The sequence below is a fragment of the Desulfofalx alkaliphila DSM 12257 genome, from assembly GCF_000711975.1.
GTDB lineage: Bacteria > Bacillota > Desulfotomaculia > Desulfotomaculales > Desulfohalotomaculaceae > Desulfofalx > Desulfofalx alkaliphila.
This window is the reverse complement of the sequence record NZ_JONT01000033.1, coordinates 1-15,797: the sequence shown is the minus strand read 5'-3', so window position 1 is coordinate 15,797 and position 15,797 is coordinate 1. Positions and strand designations below refer to the sequence as shown.

Sequence of the window (15,797 nt, the reverse complement as noted above, 5' to 3'; positions counted from 1 at the left end):
GGTCGTGTTGAGCGGGGTCAAGTTAAGGTACAGGACGAGCTGGAAATTGTAGGTATGCAAGAAAAGTCACGCAAAACAGTATGTACCGGAGTAGAGATGTTCCGCAAACTGCTGGACTATGCCGAAGCCGGCGACAACATCGGTGTGCTGCTGCGGGGTGTTGACCGCAAAGAGATTGAGCGCGGTCAAGTTCTGGCAAAGCCCGGCACCATTAAGCCCCACACCAAGTTTGATGCAGAAGTGTATGTACTGACCAAAGAAGAAGGTGGCCGTCACACCCCATTCTTTAACGGATACCGTCCCCAGTTCTACTTCCGTACCACCGACGTAACCGGTACCGTTCAGCTTCCGGACGGAGTAGAAATGGTAATGCCCGGCGACAACACCAAGTTTAACATTTCGCTAATCACTCCCATTGCCATTGAAGTGGGTCTGCGCTTTGCTATCCGTGAAGGCGGACGTACAGTGGGTGCCGGTGTTGTAACTGCCATTCATGAGTAGGGCTCTTAATATCATTTGTGATCATCATAGTTTACAGCGCCTCCCAGGTGCTGCAGTTCAGTAAAAAAGCGGGACCCGTCCCGCTTTTTGGTATATATCAAGATACAAGGTGTTAAAATATTAATATCATTAATTAAGAAAGCAATATTCCGGCGGTCAACAGCTTAAAGTGTGTTGACATGTAATGACAGTTGTGATAAATTTGATAAGGTGAAAATCAATAGGGGCTTTGTAAGTTTTTTTTATTTAGGGAGGTGGCAATGTGAGGGTAGGGGTGACACTTGCTTGCAGCCAATGCAAGAGAAGAAACTATACAACTACTAAGAATAAAAAAAATGACGCCGGCAGAATAGAAATGAAAAAATATTGCCGTTTCTGCAAAACTCATACTGCGCATAAAGAAACTCGGTAGAGTTAGAAGATGTGGTGTTAGTACTATAGGTTTAAGGGATGTGGCTTATTTATGGTAGCTTTGAAAAAACCAACCGCTGAAAAAGGTGCCTCTCCAGCTAAAGCCAAGAGGGAAACCAAGAAGAAGGATAGCAAATCTGCGTCCAAAAATCGCATAGCTGGAATTAAAAACTTCTTTCAAGGGGTTAAAAGCGAACTGAAAAAGGTTCATTGGCCGACACGCCGGGAAACGCTGGTTTACACCGGTGTGGTATTGGTGGCCGTGGTATTCGTTGCCATCTTAATTTGGGTTTTAGATATTATTTTAAGCAGTGGAGTATCCTTTATTATTAGATAAGTGAGGTCCCCTTTGTATGAGTAAAAAGTGGTATGTAATACATACCTACTCCGGGTACGAAAATAAGGTAAAAGCAAACCTGGAAAGACGCATAGAGTCCATGAACATGGAAGAAAAGATCTTCCGCATTCTTGTTCCCATGGAAGATGAAGTGGAAATGAAAAATGGCAAAAAGAAGGTTACCAAGAAAAAAGTCTTTCCTGGCTATGTTTTAGTAGAAATGTTCATGACCGACGACTCATGGTATGTGGTGCGCAATACGCCTGGCGTTACAGGTTTTGTGGGCACCGGTTCAAAACCCATTCCCTTAAGTGATGAAGAAGTCGGAGCAATTATGAAGCAAATGGGCGAAGAAGACCCCAAGCGTACAAAGGTGTCATTTGTTATTGGTGAAAGTGTACAGGTTACCAGTGGTCCGTTTGAAAACTTTGTTGGGTCAATTGAAGAGATATATCCTGATAAAGGTAAGTTAAGAGTTATGGTTTCAATGTTTGGACGAGAAACTCCCATAGAATTAGATTTTGCCCAAGTAGAAAAAATTAGCTAGACATCGTGTGAGGAGGTGTGTGTAGTGGCTAAAAAGGTAGCTGCCGTAATTAAACTACAAATTCCTGCAGGTAAGGCAACTCCGGCTCCGCCCGTTGGACCGGCTCTGGGTCAACACGGAGTAAATATTATGGCCTTTGTGAAAGAGTACAACGAAAAGACTGCCAAGCAAGCCGGTTTAGTGATTCCGGTGGAGATAACCGTTTATGCTGACCGGTCCTTTAGCTTTGTGCTTAAAACACCGCCTGCTGCGGACTTATTGAAAAAGGCGGCAGGCATTGAAACAGCCTCAGGGGAGCCCAACCGCGTCAAGGTGGCAAAGGTGCCCCGGTCAAAGGTCAAGGAAATTGCTGAGATTAAAATGCCTGACTTAAATGCTGCCGATATTGAAGCGGCAATGCGCATGGTAGAGGGTACTGCCCGCAGTATGGGCATTGAAATAGTAGAAGGTTAATAATGATTATCCTGTGGGAGGATTAGTCCGTTATACCACATAGGAGGAATAAAAATGCCAAAACATGGTAAAAAGTATCAAGACGCGTCAAAGAAAATTGATCGCACTAAGTTGTACAGTGCCGCAGAAGCCATTGAATTGGTAAAAGAAACTGCCACTGCAAAGTTTGATGAAACCGTCGAAGTTGCTGTGCGTCTGGGTGTTGACCCCCGTCACGCTGATCAGCAAATCCGGGGTGCAGTGGTACTGCCCCATGGAATTGGCAAAAGCAAAACAGTGCTTGTTTTTGCCAAAGGTGAAAAGGCCAAAGAGGCAGAGGCTGCCGGTGCTGACTTTGTAGGTGCCGAAGACCTGATTGAAAAAATCCAAGGCGGTTGGTTAGGCTTCGACGTGGCTGTGGCCACACCGGATATGATGGGGCTAGTAGGGAGATTGGGACGTGTGCTGGGTCCCCGCGGTTTGATGCCAAACCCCAAGACCGGCACAGTGACCATGGAAGTGGAGCGTGCAGTTAATGAGGCCAAGGCCGGTAAAATTAACTACCGTACCGATAAAATAGGTATCATCCATGCTCCCATTGGCAAGGTATCATTTGATGTTGATAAGTTAGAAGACAACCTTAAAACTTTAATTGATGTTTTAGTAAAGGCAAGACCTGCAGCTGCAAAAGGCACTTATTTAAAAAGCATTACTTTATCCAGTACAATGGGTCCTGGAGTTAAGGTTAATCCCCAAAGGGTGTTAGGCTAATTTTTAGCCAGTACTCACACGAAAATTTTATATGCTGTTCCTGCTGTAGACTGTTGGTGTTTTTATAACTTAAAGATTTCAGTCGCCAACCTGAGGCCGGAGAGTATACCTGCAAGTTTATTGCGGGTCCTCCTGTGCGTCTCAGGGAGGACCCTTTTTTGTTACTAAAACCCTTTGAAGGGGGGTGTTACGATGCCTACCAGACAACAAAAAGAGCAAATGGTTGCAGAAGTGAAGGGAAAAATGCAAAATGCTCAAGTGGTTATCCTATCAAATTACAGAGGTATTACCGTTGATAAAATCACCGCCCTGCGTGAAAAAATGCGTAAGGCCGGCTGTGAAATGAAAGTAGCAAAAAATACTCTGACCAAGATAGCAGCCAATGAACTGGGGATAGATGGACTAGACCCCTATCTACAGGGACCTACCATACTGACATTTGGCAACGAAGACCCGGTGGCTGCGGCGAAAATACTAAATGATTTTTCAAAGGAAGTTAAGAAGGGTCTCGAAATTAAGGTTGGAGTATTGGAAGGAAAGGTTGTAAGTACGGAGGAAATAAAGGCGCTGGCAGATCTTCCCTCCCGCGAAGTGCTGCTGGCAAAGGTGCTGGGAGGAATGCAGGCACCCATGTACGGTTTTGCTGGCGTATTGTCAGCAAATCTCAGGAACCTGGTTTATGTGCTTGAAGCTATTCGTAAGCAAAAAGAAGAAACTGCATCATAGAAAACCATTACTACTTAAAACATGATATATACCAAGGAGGTAACTGGAAAATGTCTAAAGTTAACGAGATCTTAGAAGCGGTTAAAGGATTAACCGTATTAGAATTGGCTGAATTAGTAAAGGCTTTTGAAGAAGAATTTGGTGTGAGCGCTGCTGCTCCGGTGGCTGCCGTAGCCGCTGCTCCTGTTGCTGGCGGTGCCGCCGCTGCTGCAGAAGATGAGCAAACTGAGTTTGATGTTGTTCTAACTTCTGCCGGCGACAAGAAGATCAATGTTATTAAAGTAGTTCGTGAAATTACCGGCTTAGGCTTAAAAGAAGCCAAAGGATTGGTAGACAGTGCTCCGAAACCGGTTAAGGAAAAAGTAAGCAAGGAAGAAGCTGAAGCAATTAAAGCTAAGCTCACCGAAGCCGGTGCCAGTGTTGAAATCAAATAGTAAATAACATAAAGTAAAACTAAAAAGTGCCTGGTTAAACAGGCACTTTTTAGTAAGAATAAAATTAGTACAAAATAGCACTGGCCCGGCCGCAGTATTGGCCGCAGCAAATGAAAGTTGCCAAAATTATTACATAATTTGTTAAATTATCGGCAGCTCAACAAAAAAGCCCTTGACAATTATTGCTATTTATGCTAGCATTTAAAAATGTCATTCTATGGTTTGTTAAGATTAATTATCTAACATTAACAATTAATGAATGTGTTGGGCAAAATGTGGTTACATTATAGTGGATAAGGATGTTTAAAAGCGAGGTCTAAGGTTTACAACCGTAACCTTGCTTTTGCGTGTTTTTAAATTTATAAGGGGTGTGATGCAGTAGATGGTCTTTCCGGAAAAGGTTGGCATCAGGGCAAGGTGGAATTACGGCAAACTGAAGGAAGTTTTACAACTGCCCAACCTAATTGAGATCCAAAGAAATTCCTACAACTGGTTTCTTAAAGAAGGATTGCGAGAGGTGTTCCAAGACATATCTCCCATTCAGGATTTTACCGGAAACTTGGTGTTGGAATTTTTGGATTACACCCTAGGTGAACCAAAGTATTCGGTGGAAGAATGTAAAGAGCGCGATGTTACTTATGCGGCACCTTTGCGTGTTAAAGTTAGGCTGATTAATAAGGATACCGGTGAAGTAAAGGAACAAGAGGTCTTTATGGGTGATTTTCCCTTGATGACCGACAAGGGTACATTTATCATCAACGGTGCTGAGCGGGTTATTGTTAGCCAATTGGTGCGCTCCCCCGGAGTATATTTTACGGAGAGTTTGGATCCCAGTGGGAAAAAAGTATATGGTGCTACAATAATTCCAAACCGGGGTGCTTGGCTGGAGTTTGAGTCCGATGTTAATGACCATTTATTTGTGCGTATAGACCGCACTCGTAAAATACCTGCCACTGTGCTAATTAGGGCGTTGGGGTATAGTTCTAACCAGCAAATTCTAGACTTATTTGAAAATGATACCCATATAAACGAGACTTTGAGTAGAGATAACACTGACTCAGAGGAAGATGCCTTGGTGGAAATATACAAACGCCTAAGACCAGGTGAACCTCCCACTGTTGAAAGTGCTCGTTCATTACTTAATACGCTTTTCTTTGATCCCAGAAGATATGACCTGGCCAATGTTGGACGCTATAAGCTGCACAAGAAATTAAAACACGGTGTGTTATATCGATATAAGAATGAAGAAAGTGGCGCCTTGGAGTTTGATCGCTACCTAAACAAAGAGGTTCCGGCGAAAAGGGAGTTTATTCGCGAGCTGACCCCAGAGGACATCATAGCCACTGTACGCTATCTGCTTAGTTTAATGCACGGACAGGGAAGAGGAGACGACATTGACCACCTGGGCAACAGAAGATTGCGTTCGGTGGGTGAACTGTTGCAAAACCAATTTCGGATTGGTTTATCCAGAATGGAGCGTGTGGTCAGGGAGCGCATGACCATTCAGGATGTTGATGTAATAACACCCCAGGTCTTGATTAATATCCGCCCGGTGGTTGCCTCTATTAAGGAGTTTTTTGGCTCCAGTCAGTTGTCGCAGTTTATGGATCAAACAAACCCCTTGGCGGAACTGACTCACAAACGACGTTTGTCGGCCCTGGGGCCCGGCGGGCTTTCCAGAGAACGGGCAGGCTTTGAAGTGCGTGACGTACACCACTCGCACTACGGCCGTATGTGTCCAATTGAAACCCCGGAAGGTCCTAACATTGGCTTGATTGGGTCCCTGTCGACCTTTGCCAGAATAAATGATTTTGGTTTTATGGAGACCCCCTACCGTAAGGTTGATAAGGAAAACAAACGCGTCACTGACGAAATTGTTTATTTGACCGCCGATGAGGAGGATCAGGTTGTAATTGCCCAAGCTAACGCTCCCCTGGATGACGAGGGCTACTTTGTTGAAGAGAGAGTAAACGCAAGGTACGGTCAGGAAATATTGGTGGCTCCAACCGGCGGTGTTGACTACATGGACGTGTCTCCTAAACAGGTTTTCAGTGTGGCCACTGCATTAATTCCTTTCTTGGAGCATGATGATGCTAACCGGGCGCTTATGGGTGCAAACATGCAGCGCCAAGCGGTGCCCCTGCTAAGGGCCCAGGCTCCCTATGTGGGAACCGGTATTGAGTATAAGGCGGCTCGGGATTCCGGGGTTGTGGTGCTGGCTAAACGGGCCGGAACGGTTGAAAAAGTTACAGCTGACGAAATACTTATTCGTGCTGATGAAGATAAGGAATTGGACAGGTATAAGTTACTCAAGTTTACCCGTTCAAACCAGGGAACATGCATAAATCAAAAACCAATTGTTGCTAAGGGCCAAAGGGTAGACGAGGGTGATATAATAGCCGACGGTCCTTCTTCCGACAAGGGTGAGCTTGCCTTAGGGCGCAACGTATTAGTTGCCTTTATGCCTTGGGAAGGCTACAACTATGAGGATGCCATTCTTATTAGCGAAAAGATGGTAAAGGAAGATTATTTTACTTCCATTCACATTGAAGAATATGAATGTGATGCCAGGGACACTAAGTTGGGCCCTGAAGAAATCACACGGGATATACCCAACGTGGGTGAAGAAATATTAAAGGATTTAGATGATCGCGGCATCATTAGAATTGGTGCTGAAGTTCGCCCCGGGGATATTTTAGTGGGTAAAGTTACTCCTAAGGGTGAAACGGAGCTCACCGCCGAGGAAAGATTGCTCAGGGCTATCTTCGGCGAAAAGGCCAGGGAGGTAAGGGATACTTCCCTCAGGGTTCCCCACGGCGAGGCAGGCAAGGTTGTGGATGTAAAGGTTTTCTCCAGGGATAACGGCGATGAGCTGCCCCCGGGGGTCAACCATCTGGTGCGCTGTTATATTGCGCAAAAACGCAAGATATCCGAAGGGGATAAGATGGCGGGTCGACATGGTAACAAGGGTGTAATTGCCCGTATCTTACCTGAAGAAGACATGCCCTTTTTACCTGACGGTACACCGGTGGAAATTGTCCTCAATCCTTTAGGGGTACCCTCAAGGATGAACATTGGTCAGGTGTTGGAAACTCACCTGGGATGGGCAGCTAAGACCTTAGGGCTGTATATTGCCACTCCGGTGTTCAATGGTGCCTCTGAAGAAGATATTATTGAAAGCTTAAGACTGGCTAACTTGCCTGAAAACGGTAAAATTCGACTGGTTGATGGCCGCACAGGGGAATACTTCGACAGCCCCATCACGGTTGGTTATGTATATATGCTCAAGCTGGCCCACCTGGTTGATGACAAAATCCACGCCCGTTCTACCGGACCATACTCGCTGGTTACACAGCAGCCGCTGGGCGGAAAAGCCCAATTTGGCGGTCAGAGGTTTGGAGAAATGGAAGTGTGGGCATTGGAGGCTTACGGTGCAGCTCATACCTTGCAAGAAATTCTTACTGTAAAATCCGATGATGTGGTGGGCAGGGTAAAAACCTATGAAGCAATTGTAAAGGGAGAAAATGTACCGGAACCTGGTGTGCCCGAGTCTTTTAAAGTGCTGATAAAAGAACTGCAGAGTTTAGGATTGGACGTAAAGGTATTATCAGAAGATGAGCAGGAAATTGTCATTAGGGAATCCGAAGAGGATATTAATGAGGCGGCCAGGGAGTATGGCTTAGACATGCAGGAGGAAGTGCACACTGGATCTCAAAAAGATGAAGGTGATGAAAAAGAAGACGGTGATGATGAAGTGGACGAATTCGATGACGCCTTCATCGAAGAAGATCTTGAGCTGGATGATAAGTAGTATTGACCGGTAAAACCAGTTTAAAGGGGGAAAAATCCTTGTTGGATTTAAATAACTTTGACCGGATCCGGATTGGGCTGGCTTCTCCAGATCAAATTCGTGAATGGTCCAGTGGTGAAGTAAAAAAACCGGAAACCATTAACTACCGCACACTTAAGCCGGAGCGCGACGGGCTCTTTTGTGAAAGAATCTTTGGCCCTACCCGCGACTGGGAATGTCATTGCGGCAAGTACAAGCGTGTACGCTACAAGGGTGTTATTTGTGACCGTTGTGGTGTTGAGGTAACCCGCTCAAAGGTGCGCAGGGAGCGTTTAGGCAGAATAGAGCTTGCTGCGCCGGTGTCACACATTTGGTATTTTAAGGGTATTCCAAGCAGAATGGGGTTGTTGCTGGACATGTCGCCCCGGGCCTTGGAAAAGGTGCTCTATTTTGTGTCTTACATTGTAATAGACCCCGGCGAAACAAACCTAATTAAAAAGCAACTTCTTACCGAAACTGAATATCGGGAATACGTTGACAAGTACGGCAACACCTTTAAGGCAGGTATGGGTGCGGAAGCCATAAAGAAACTGTTGGAAGAAATAGATCTTGACGAGCAAAATAAAGAACTGAGGCAAGAATTAAAAGAAGTATCGGGCCAGCGTAAAATTAGAGCCATTCGCCGTTTAGAGGTGGTAGAAGCTTTTCGTAAGTCAGGAAACAAACCGGAGTGGATGATTATGGATGTCATTCCTGTAATACCTCCTGAGTTACGACCAATGGTGCAGCTGGATGGCGGCCGGTTTGCCACCTCGGACTTAAACGATCTCTACCGCCGGGTAATAAACCGGAATAACCGCTTAAAAAGGCTGCTGGACCTGGGAGCACCGGACATTATTGTGCGCAATGAAAAAAGAATGCTCCAAGAGGCTGTAGATGCCTTAATAGATAACGGCAGACGCGGAAGGCCGGTCACCGGACCCGGTAATCGGCCCCTAAAGTCCCTGTCTGATATGCTCAAGGGTAAACAGGGTCGTTTTAGACAAAACTTATTAGGAAAAAGGGTAGACTATTCGGGACGTTCGGTTATTGTGGTGGGTCCCGAGTTAAAAATGCACCAGTGTGGTCTGCCTAAGGAAATGGCCCTGGAGCTGTTTAAGCCCTTTGTGATGAAAAGACTGGTTAACGATGGCTTTGCCCACAATATTAAAAGTGCTAAACGCATGGTGGAGCGGGTTCGGCCCGAGGTGTGGGATGTGTTGGAAGAAGTAATTAGCCAGCACCCTGTACTGCTAAACCGTGCCCCAACGCTGCACCGCCTTGGCATTCAAGCCTTTGAACCGGTTTTGGTTGAAGGTAGGGCTATTAAAATTCATCCTTTGGTTTGTACTGCCTACAACGCAGACTTTGACGGTGACCAAATGGCGGTACACGTGCCCCTTTCTGCCGAGGCTCAAGCTGAAGCACGGCTGCTTATGCTGTCAGCCCACAACATCCTTAACCCTAAGGACGGCAAGCCGGTGGCCTCACCCACCCAGGATATGGTTTTAGGTTTATACTACCTGACCATGGATAAGGAAGGGGCCAAGGGCGAAGGCAGTGCATTTTTCTCCCCCGATGAGGCTATCATGGCTTACCACAACAAAGCCATCTCACTGCACGCCAAAATTAAGGTGCGCTTAAAGGGAGAACTGATAGAAACAACGGTGGGGCGCTTGATTTTTAACGAGGCAATGCCTGATGAGGTAGGGTATATTAATAAGGTAGCCGACAAGAAGACCTTAGGACGCATTGTGGAAGAAAGCTACCGCAAACTGGGATACGCACAAAGCGCAAGGCTGTTGGACAACATAAAGAAACTTGGATTTACCTATGCCACCCAAGCGGGAATTACCATTGGCATATCTGATATCACAATACCCGATGAGAAAAAAGAGATTTTATCCAATGCCGATGAAAATGTAAATAAAATTGAGTTGCAGTACAGAAGGGGCCTAATCACTGAAGAAGAAAGGTACCGTAAGGTAATTGGCATATGGAACGATGCCACGGATGACGTAACTAAGGCTCTGATGAAAACCCTGGATAAGTTTAACCCGGTTTATATGATGGCCATATCGGGTGCCCGGGGTAACATACAGCAGATTAGGCAGCTGGCGGGAATGCGGGGCCTAATGGCCGACCCCTCCGGTCGAATTATTGACTTGCCCATCAAGGCAAATTTCCGTGAGGGCTTAACGGTATTGGAGTACTTTATTTCAACCCACGGTGCACGTAAAGGCCTGGCTGACACCGCCCTGAGAACGGCCGACTCCGGTTACCTCACCCGCAGGCTGGTGGATGTGGCCCAGGATGTGATAGTAAGGGAAACTGATTGTGGTACATCTGAAGGGGTAGTGGTGGAAGAAATTAAAGACGGCACCGAGGTTATTGAAAACCTAAAGGATCGCATCATTGGCAGATATGCCCTGGAGGACCTTGTAAACCCTGAGACAGGTGAGGTTATTGTCCGTGCCGATGAGGAAATAGTAGAAGAACATGCTGATGTAATAGAAGAATTAGGTATTAAGAAGGTGGCCATTCGCTCAGTGCTTACCTGTAAAACCCAACACGGTGTTTGCAAAAAGTGCTATGGGCGGAACTTGGCCACGGGGCAAATGGTGGATATCGGCGAAGCGGTGGGCATTATAGCTGCCCAATCCATCGGTGAACCGGGTACACAGCTGACCATGCGCACCTTCCACACCGGTGGTGTTGCCGGTGATGATATTACCCAGGGTTTACCGCGGATCGAGGAGCTGTTTGAAGCCCGCAAACCTAAGGGTCAGGCAATAATCACAGAAATTGACGGTACAGTGGCCATAAGAGAAGCAAAAGGAAGACGGGAAATTGAAGTGACTGCCAGTGACGGAGAGAAAAACACTTATCCCGTACCCTATGGCGCAAGGCTTAAGGTCAAAGACGGCTCTGTGGTTGAAGCCGGTGACGAGCTGACGGAGGGTTCTGTTAACCCCCATGACCTGCTCAAAATAAAAGGCCCACACGGGGTACAAGTATACCTGCTGCAGGAGGTACAAAGGGTATACCGCCTGCAGGGTGTGGAAATTAACGATAAGCACATCGAAGTGATGATTAGGCAGATGCTGCGCAAGGTGAAGATAGAGGATGTTGGAGACACCGACCTACTGCCCGGAGGGCTAATTGACGTCTTTGACTTTGAAAAAGAAAACAAGCGGGTAGAAGAGCAGGGTGGTGAACCGGCCACTGCAAAGGCAGTGCTGCTGGGAATAACCAAAGCCTCCTTGGCCACAGACTCCTTCCTGTCTGCGGCTTCATTCCAAGAGACCACCCGGGTGTTAACCGAGGCAGCCATTAAGGGTAAGCTGGATCCCCTGCTGGGGTTAAAGGAAAACGTAATTATCGGCAAATTAGTCCCTGCCGGTACAGGAATGCCCCGCTACAGAGAAACAGATATATTGGTAGAATCAAATCAGTCTGAGCAAGCAGATGAAGAAGCGGGTATTCAAGGGGAACAAAAAATAGACAGCCTTGAAGATGGGGTAATGGTGGAGCCATAAGAGCTCCACCCTAATCCCTCTAAGCAAACAAGGGGTCATAAATACTTTGAAATTGATAGACTTTATGGAATACTCACTTATAATATAAAAATATTGACAACGAATCTTGCTGGTGTTATTATATACGAGTGTCTGGCATCTGGGGGTTTTTGTATGTCCATTAAAAGACTCGCCAATGCCCGCCAAAAGACAGTTGGTGCTAAACAAACGATGAAGGCTGTGGAAAAGGGGCGGGCTAAGGTGGTATATGTGGCCAAAAACGCCGAGAGGCGCGTCACAGAACCAATAATAAAGGTCTGCCAAGATAAAGCCATACCTATCGAAGAGGTAGAAAGTATGCAGCTGCTGGGCAAGACCTGTGGTATTGAAGTGCGTTGTGCCGTGGCGTCAATTATTGAAGATTAGATTATATAAATTGTTTATCCCATAGTTTTACTTTGGGAAGGAGGTGTAAACTGATAAATGCCAACCTTTAGCCAACTTATTCGTAAAGGTAGGGAGATGCAAACAGGTCAATCCAACTCCCCTGCCCTGAAAAACAGTCCGCAAAAACGTGGAGTTTGCACGAGGGTTTACACTACAACCCCTAAAAAGCCAAACTCTGCCTTGCGTAAAGTTGCCAGGGTTCGCCTTACAAACGGTATTGAAGTAACCTCCTACATTCCAGGTATTGGTCATAACTTACAAGAGCACTCCGTGGTACTGGTTCGTGGAGGACGTGTTAAGGACATACCAGGTGTGCGTTACCATATTGTTCGGGGCGCGCTGGATACCGCCGGTGTGCAAAATCGAAACCAAGCACGTTCTAAATATGGCGCTAAAAAGGCTAAGTAGTGATATATAAATATGTGAACATAAGTTTTAAAGATAAAGCTTTAGCAAAGGGGGGGAAATAGTGCCCAGAAGAGGTGATATTCCCAAGCGGGAAGTACTGCCGGATCCCGTATACAACAGCAAGGTTGTAACTAAACTAATAAATCAAATTATGCTCGATGGCAAACGCGGAATTGCAGAAAGAATTGTATACGATGCCTTTGATATTGTCCGTGACAAAACCGGCAAAGACCCATTAGAGGTATTCGAAGAAGCCATGAAAAATGTAATGCCGGTATTGGAAGTTAAAGCCCGCAGAGTTGGTGGTGCGAACTACCAGGTGCCTGTTGAAGTGCGTCACGAACGCCGCCAGACACTGGGTATTCGTTGGCTCACCAAATACACTCGCGAGCGTTCAGGAAGAAGCATGGCCGAAAAACTGGCCAATGAACTAATGGATGCAGCACAAAACACCGGTGGTGCTGTGAAAAAACGCGAAGATACACATAAAATGGCAGAAGCTAACAAGGCATTTGCGCATTACAGGTGGTAAGGTAAGGAGGAAAAGAAATGTCCCGTAGGTTTCCATTAGAGCGTACACGCAACATAGGTATTATGGCCCATATTGACGCCGGGAAGACCACTACCACTGAGCGCATTTTGTTTTACACTGGTAGGGTACACAAACTTGGTGAAACGCATGATGGTTCAGCGACAATGGACTGGATGGTTCAAGAGCAGGAGAGAGGAATTACTATTACATCTGCTGCCACAACGTGCCAATGGCGTGAACATTGTATAAACATTATTGATACGCCAGGCCACGTGGACTTTACCGTGGAAGTTGAGCGCTCACTCCGTGTTTTGGATGGTGCGGTGGCGGTGTTTTGTTCAGTGGGTGGAGTTGAGCCCCAGTCTGAAACAGTATGGAGACAGGCAGACAAGTATCGTGTGCCCAGAATTGCTTACATTAACAAGATGGATCGCGTAGGCGCAGACTTTTACCGCGGCTTAGAAATGATGCGGGATAGGTTGGGCGCTAATCCGGTTCCCGTTCAACTGCCCATTGGAGTTGAAGAAAACTTTAAGGGCGTTGTTGATTTGGTTAGTAATAAAGCAAGAATATACGTTGATGACTTAGGGACCCAAAGTGAAGAAACAGAAATTCCTGAAGACATGAAGGAATTGGTAGAAGAGTACCGCGAAAAATTGCTGGAAGCTGTTGCTGAAAGCGACGAAGAACTGATGATTAAGTACCTTGAGGGTGAAGAACTCACCGAAGAGGAAATAAAGCTTGGAATCCGCAAGGGGACCTTGGCGGTAAAAATGATACCTGTTTTGGCAGGATCATCCTTTAAAAACAAAGGTGTGCAGCCTTTGTTAGACGCCATTGTGGATTATATGCCGGCCCCCACAGACGTGCCTGCCATCAGCGGTATCAACCCCAATACCGGTGATGAAGATCGCAGGATACCAAGGGATGATGAGCCTTTTTCTGCCCTGGCTTTTAAGATCATGGCAGATCCCTATGTTGGTAAATTAACTTTCTTTAGGGTTTATTCCGGCTCTTTAAAATCCGGTTCCTACATCTTTAACTCCACAAAGGGTAAAAAAGAACGTGTGGGGCGTATATTGCGGATGCATGCCAATCACCGTGAGGAGTTGGATGCGGTATACGCAGGCGAAATAGCAGCCGCTGTGGGCTTAAAGTTTACCGGCACAGGGGATACACTCTGCGATGAAAAAAGCCCCATTATTCTGGAGTCAATGGAATTTCCAGAGCCGGTCATAGATGTGGCTATTGAACCCAAAACCAAGGGTGATCAAGATAAGCTGGGGGTTGCTCTACAAAAATTGTCAGAGGAAGACCCCACCTTTAAGACTCACACAAACACTGAAACCGGCCAAACCATTATTTCCGGCATGGGCGAACTGCACTTGGAAGTTATTGTAGACCGCTTGTTGCGGGAATTTAAGGTTGGAGCCAATGTGGGCAAACCGCAGGTTGCTTATAAAGAAACCATCAAAAAAGCGGTTAAGGCCGAAGGCAAATTTGTTCGCCAGTCTGGTGGCCGGGGTCAATATGGGCACTGCTGTATTGAACTGGAACCTTTAGAGCCCGGTGCCGGCTATGAATTTGTTAACAAAATAGTGGGTGGAGTTGTTCCCAAAGAGTATATACCGGCCATTGATGCGGGTATTCGCGAGGCGATGGAAACCGGAGTGTTAGCCGGGTATCCTATGCTGGATGTGCGGGTAACACTGTACGATGGTTCATACCATGACGTAGACTCTTCGGAAATGGCCTTTAAGGTGGCAGGCTCTATGGCCTTTAAGGATGGGGCCAAAAAAGCGTCACCGGTGCTGCTTGAACCGATTATGAAGGTTGAAGTTGTGGTGGGCGAAGAGTATATGGGCGACGTGATGGGTGACATTAACAGCCGCCGCGGCCGTATAGAGGCCATGGATCAAAGGGGTAATGCCCGGGTAATTAACGCCCTTGTGCCCCTGTCAGAAATGTTTGGTTATGCAACTGAACTGCGTTCCAGAACCCAGGGTAGAGGGCAGTATACAATGCAGTTCTCTCACTATGAAGAAGTTCCTAAAAACATAGCTGAGGATATTATTTCTCATCAAGGCTAAGTTTTAAATTAACACTTAATATTTAATTTTTTTCCCAAGGAGGAGAGTTACCAATGGCAAAGGAAAAATTTGAGCGGAATAAGGTGCACGTAAATATTGGAACCATCGGTCACGTTGACCACGGTAAAACCACACTGACCGCTGCTATTACTTCAGTGCTGGCCTCCGCCGGTGGCGCACAACTTAAAAAGTATGATGAAATTGACAATGCTCCGGAAGAAAGGGAGCGCGGTATCACCATCAACACCTCACACGTTGAGTATGAAACTGAAAACCGTCACTATGCACACGTTGACTGCCCTGGTCACGCCGACTATGTTAAGAACATGATTACCGGTGCTGCCCAGATGGACGGAGCCATATTGGTTGTATCAGCCGCAGACGGTCCCATGCCCCAAACCCGTGAGCACATTTTGCTGTCCCGTCAGGTGGGCGTGCCCTACATCTGCGTATTCTTGAACAAGGCAGACATGGTAGACGACGAAGAACTGCTGGAACTGGTTGACATGGAAGTGCGCGAACTGCTGTCAGCCTATGACTTCCCCGGCGACGACACCCCAATCGTTGCAGGTTCTGCCTTAAAGGCCCTGGAATGCTCCTGCGGCAGCAGAGAATGTGAATGGTGTTCAAAAATCTGGGAACTGATGGATAACGTAGACAACTACATCCCCACCCCAGAGCGTGAGCGCGACAAGCCCTTCTTGATGCCCGTTGAGGACGTATTCTCAATTACCGGACGTGGTACCGTAGCCACCGGTCGTGTTGAGCGGGGTCAAGTTAAGGTACAGGACGAGCTGGAAATTGTAGGTATGCA

15 protein-coding genes and 1 other annotated feature are annotated in these 15,797 nt (G+C 46.5%); all 15 genes read left to right on the top strand.

The annotated features are described in order from the left end of the window. Window positions 1-501 (top strand): EF-Tu C-terminal domain-related protein (locus BR02_RS0112040; protein ID WP_031517437.1); only part of this gene is annotated, 501 nt, incomplete at its 5' end. A 262-nt stretch (window positions 502-763) separates the two neighbouring features. Continuing rightward, complete coding sequence (gene rpmG / locus BR02_RS15175) at window positions 764-913, top strand: 50S ribosomal protein L33 (protein WP_084171041.1); 150 nt, start codon at window positions 764-766, stop codon at window positions 911-913. 51 nt (window positions 914-964) lie between these two features. Further along, window positions 965-1,249: a preprotein translocase subunit SecE gene (gene secE, locus BR02_RS15170; RefSeq protein WP_031517434.1), complete on the top strand. Its 285-nt coding sequence runs from the start codon at window positions 965-967 to the stop codon at window positions 1,247-1,249. A gap of 16 nt (window positions 1,250-1,265) precedes the next feature. After that, window positions 1,266-1,796 carry a transcription termination/antitermination protein NusG gene (gene nusG, locus BR02_RS0112030; RefSeq protein WP_031517432.1) on the top strand — a complete coding sequence of 177 codons (531 nt, stop codon included), beginning with the start codon at window positions 1,266-1,268 and terminating at the stop codon, window positions 1,794-1,796. Window positions 1,797-1,820: 24 nt separating this feature from the next. Continuing rightward, window positions 1,821-2,249: a 50S ribosomal protein L11 gene (gene rplK, locus BR02_RS0112025; protein WP_031517430.1), complete on the top strand. Its 429-nt coding sequence runs from the start codon at window positions 1,821-1,823 to the stop codon at window positions 2,247-2,249. A gap of 54 nt (window positions 2,250-2,303) precedes the next feature. Beyond that, window positions 2,304-2,999: a 50S ribosomal protein L1 gene (gene rplA, locus BR02_RS0112020; protein ID WP_031517428.1), complete on the top strand. Its 696-nt coding sequence runs from the start codon at window positions 2,304-2,306 to the stop codon at window positions 2,997-2,999. A gap of 25 nt (window positions 3,000-3,024) precedes the next feature. Then, window positions 3,025-3,168: a sequence feature (ribosomal protein L10 leader region), on the top strand. Window positions 3,169-3,191: 23 nt separating this feature from the next. Then, window positions 3,192-3,725 carry a 50S ribosomal protein L10 gene (gene rplJ / locus BR02_RS0112015; protein WP_031517427.1) on the top strand — a complete coding sequence of 178 codons (534 nt, stop codon included), beginning with the start codon at window positions 3,192-3,194 and terminating at the stop codon, window positions 3,723-3,725. A 50-nt stretch (window positions 3,726-3,775) separates the two neighbouring features. Further along, a complete protein-coding gene (gene rplL / locus BR02_RS0112010) occupies window positions 3,776-4,159 on the top strand; it encodes a 50S ribosomal protein L7/L12 (protein WP_031517425.1) in 384 nt (127 codons plus the stop codon). 382 nt (window positions 4,160-4,541) lie between these two features. After that, window positions 4,542-7,970, top strand: coding sequence for a DNA-directed RNA polymerase subunit beta (rpoB, locus tag BR02_RS0112005; protein WP_031517423.1), 3,429 nt, complete (start codon window positions 4,542-4,544; stop codon window positions 7,968-7,970). A gap of 41 nt (window positions 7,971-8,011) precedes the next feature. Next, entirely contained in the window at window positions 8,012-11,527 is a 3,516-nt protein-coding gene (gene rpoC / locus BR02_RS0112000; protein ID WP_476580449.1) for a DNA-directed RNA polymerase subunit beta', read from the top strand. Window positions 11,528-11,680: 153 nt separating this feature from the next. Next, window positions 11,681-11,932: a ribosomal L7Ae/L30e/S12e/Gadd45 family protein gene (locus BR02_RS0111995; RefSeq protein WP_031517420.1), complete on the top strand. Its 252-nt coding sequence runs from the start codon at window positions 11,681-11,683 to the stop codon at window positions 11,930-11,932. 57 nt (window positions 11,933-11,989) lie between these two features. Further along, on the top strand, window positions 11,990-12,361 hold the full coding sequence (gene rpsL, locus BR02_RS0111990; RefSeq protein ID WP_031517418.1) for a 30S ribosomal protein S12: 372 nt from the start codon (window positions 11,990-11,992) through the stop codon (window positions 12,359-12,361). Between the two features lie 61 nt (window positions 12,362-12,422). Further along, window positions 12,423-12,893 carry a 30S ribosomal protein S7 gene (gene rpsG / locus BR02_RS0111985; RefSeq protein ID WP_031517417.1) on the top strand — a complete coding sequence of 157 codons (471 nt, stop codon included), beginning with the start codon at window positions 12,423-12,425 and terminating at the stop codon, window positions 12,891-12,893. A 17-nt stretch (window positions 12,894-12,910) separates the two neighbouring features. After that, window positions 12,911-14,983, top strand: coding sequence for an elongation factor G (gene fusA / locus BR02_RS0111980; RefSeq protein ID WP_031517415.1), 2,073 nt, complete (start codon window positions 12,911-12,913; stop codon window positions 14,981-14,983). A gap of 53 nt (window positions 14,984-15,036) precedes the next feature. After that, a partial coding sequence (locus BR02_RS0111975) for an elongation factor Tu (protein ID WP_031517265.1) occupies window positions 15,037-15,797 on the top strand: 761 nt, incomplete at its 3' end.

Excerpts from the sequence above, each read along its gene's own strand:
- rplL (WP_031517425.1), top strand. The coding sequence starts at position 3,776 with ATGTCTAAAGTTAACGAGATCTTAGAAGCGGTTAAAGGATTAACCGTA.
- rplJ (WP_031517427.1), top strand. The coding sequence starts at position 3,192 with ATGCCTACCAGACAACAAAAAGAGCAAATGGTTGCAGAAGTGAAGGGA.
- fusA (WP_031517415.1), top strand. The coding sequence starts at position 12,911 with ATGTCCCGTAGGTTTCCATTAGAGCGTACACGCAACATAGGTATTATG.
- nusG (WP_031517432.1), top strand. The coding sequence starts at position 1,266 with ATGAGTAAAAAGTGGTATGTAATACATACCTACTCCGGGTACGAAAAT.
- secE (WP_031517434.1), top strand. The coding sequence starts at position 965 with ATGGTAGCTTTGAAAAAACCAACCGCTGAAAAAGGTGCCTCTCCAGCT.
- BR02_RS0111995 (WP_031517420.1), top strand. The coding sequence starts at position 11,681 with ATGTCCATTAAAAGACTCGCCAATGCCCGCCAAAAGACAGTTGGTGCT.
- rpsL (WP_031517418.1), top strand. The coding sequence starts at position 11,990 with ATGCCAACCTTTAGCCAACTTATTCGTAAAGGTAGGGAGATGCAAACA.
- rplA (WP_031517428.1), top strand. The coding sequence starts at position 2,304 with ATGCCAAAACATGGTAAAAAGTATCAAGACGCGTCAAAGAAAATTGAT.
- rpoB (WP_031517423.1), top strand. The coding sequence starts at position 4,542 with ATGGTCTTTCCGGAAAAGGTTGGCATCAGGGCAAGGTGGAATTACGGC.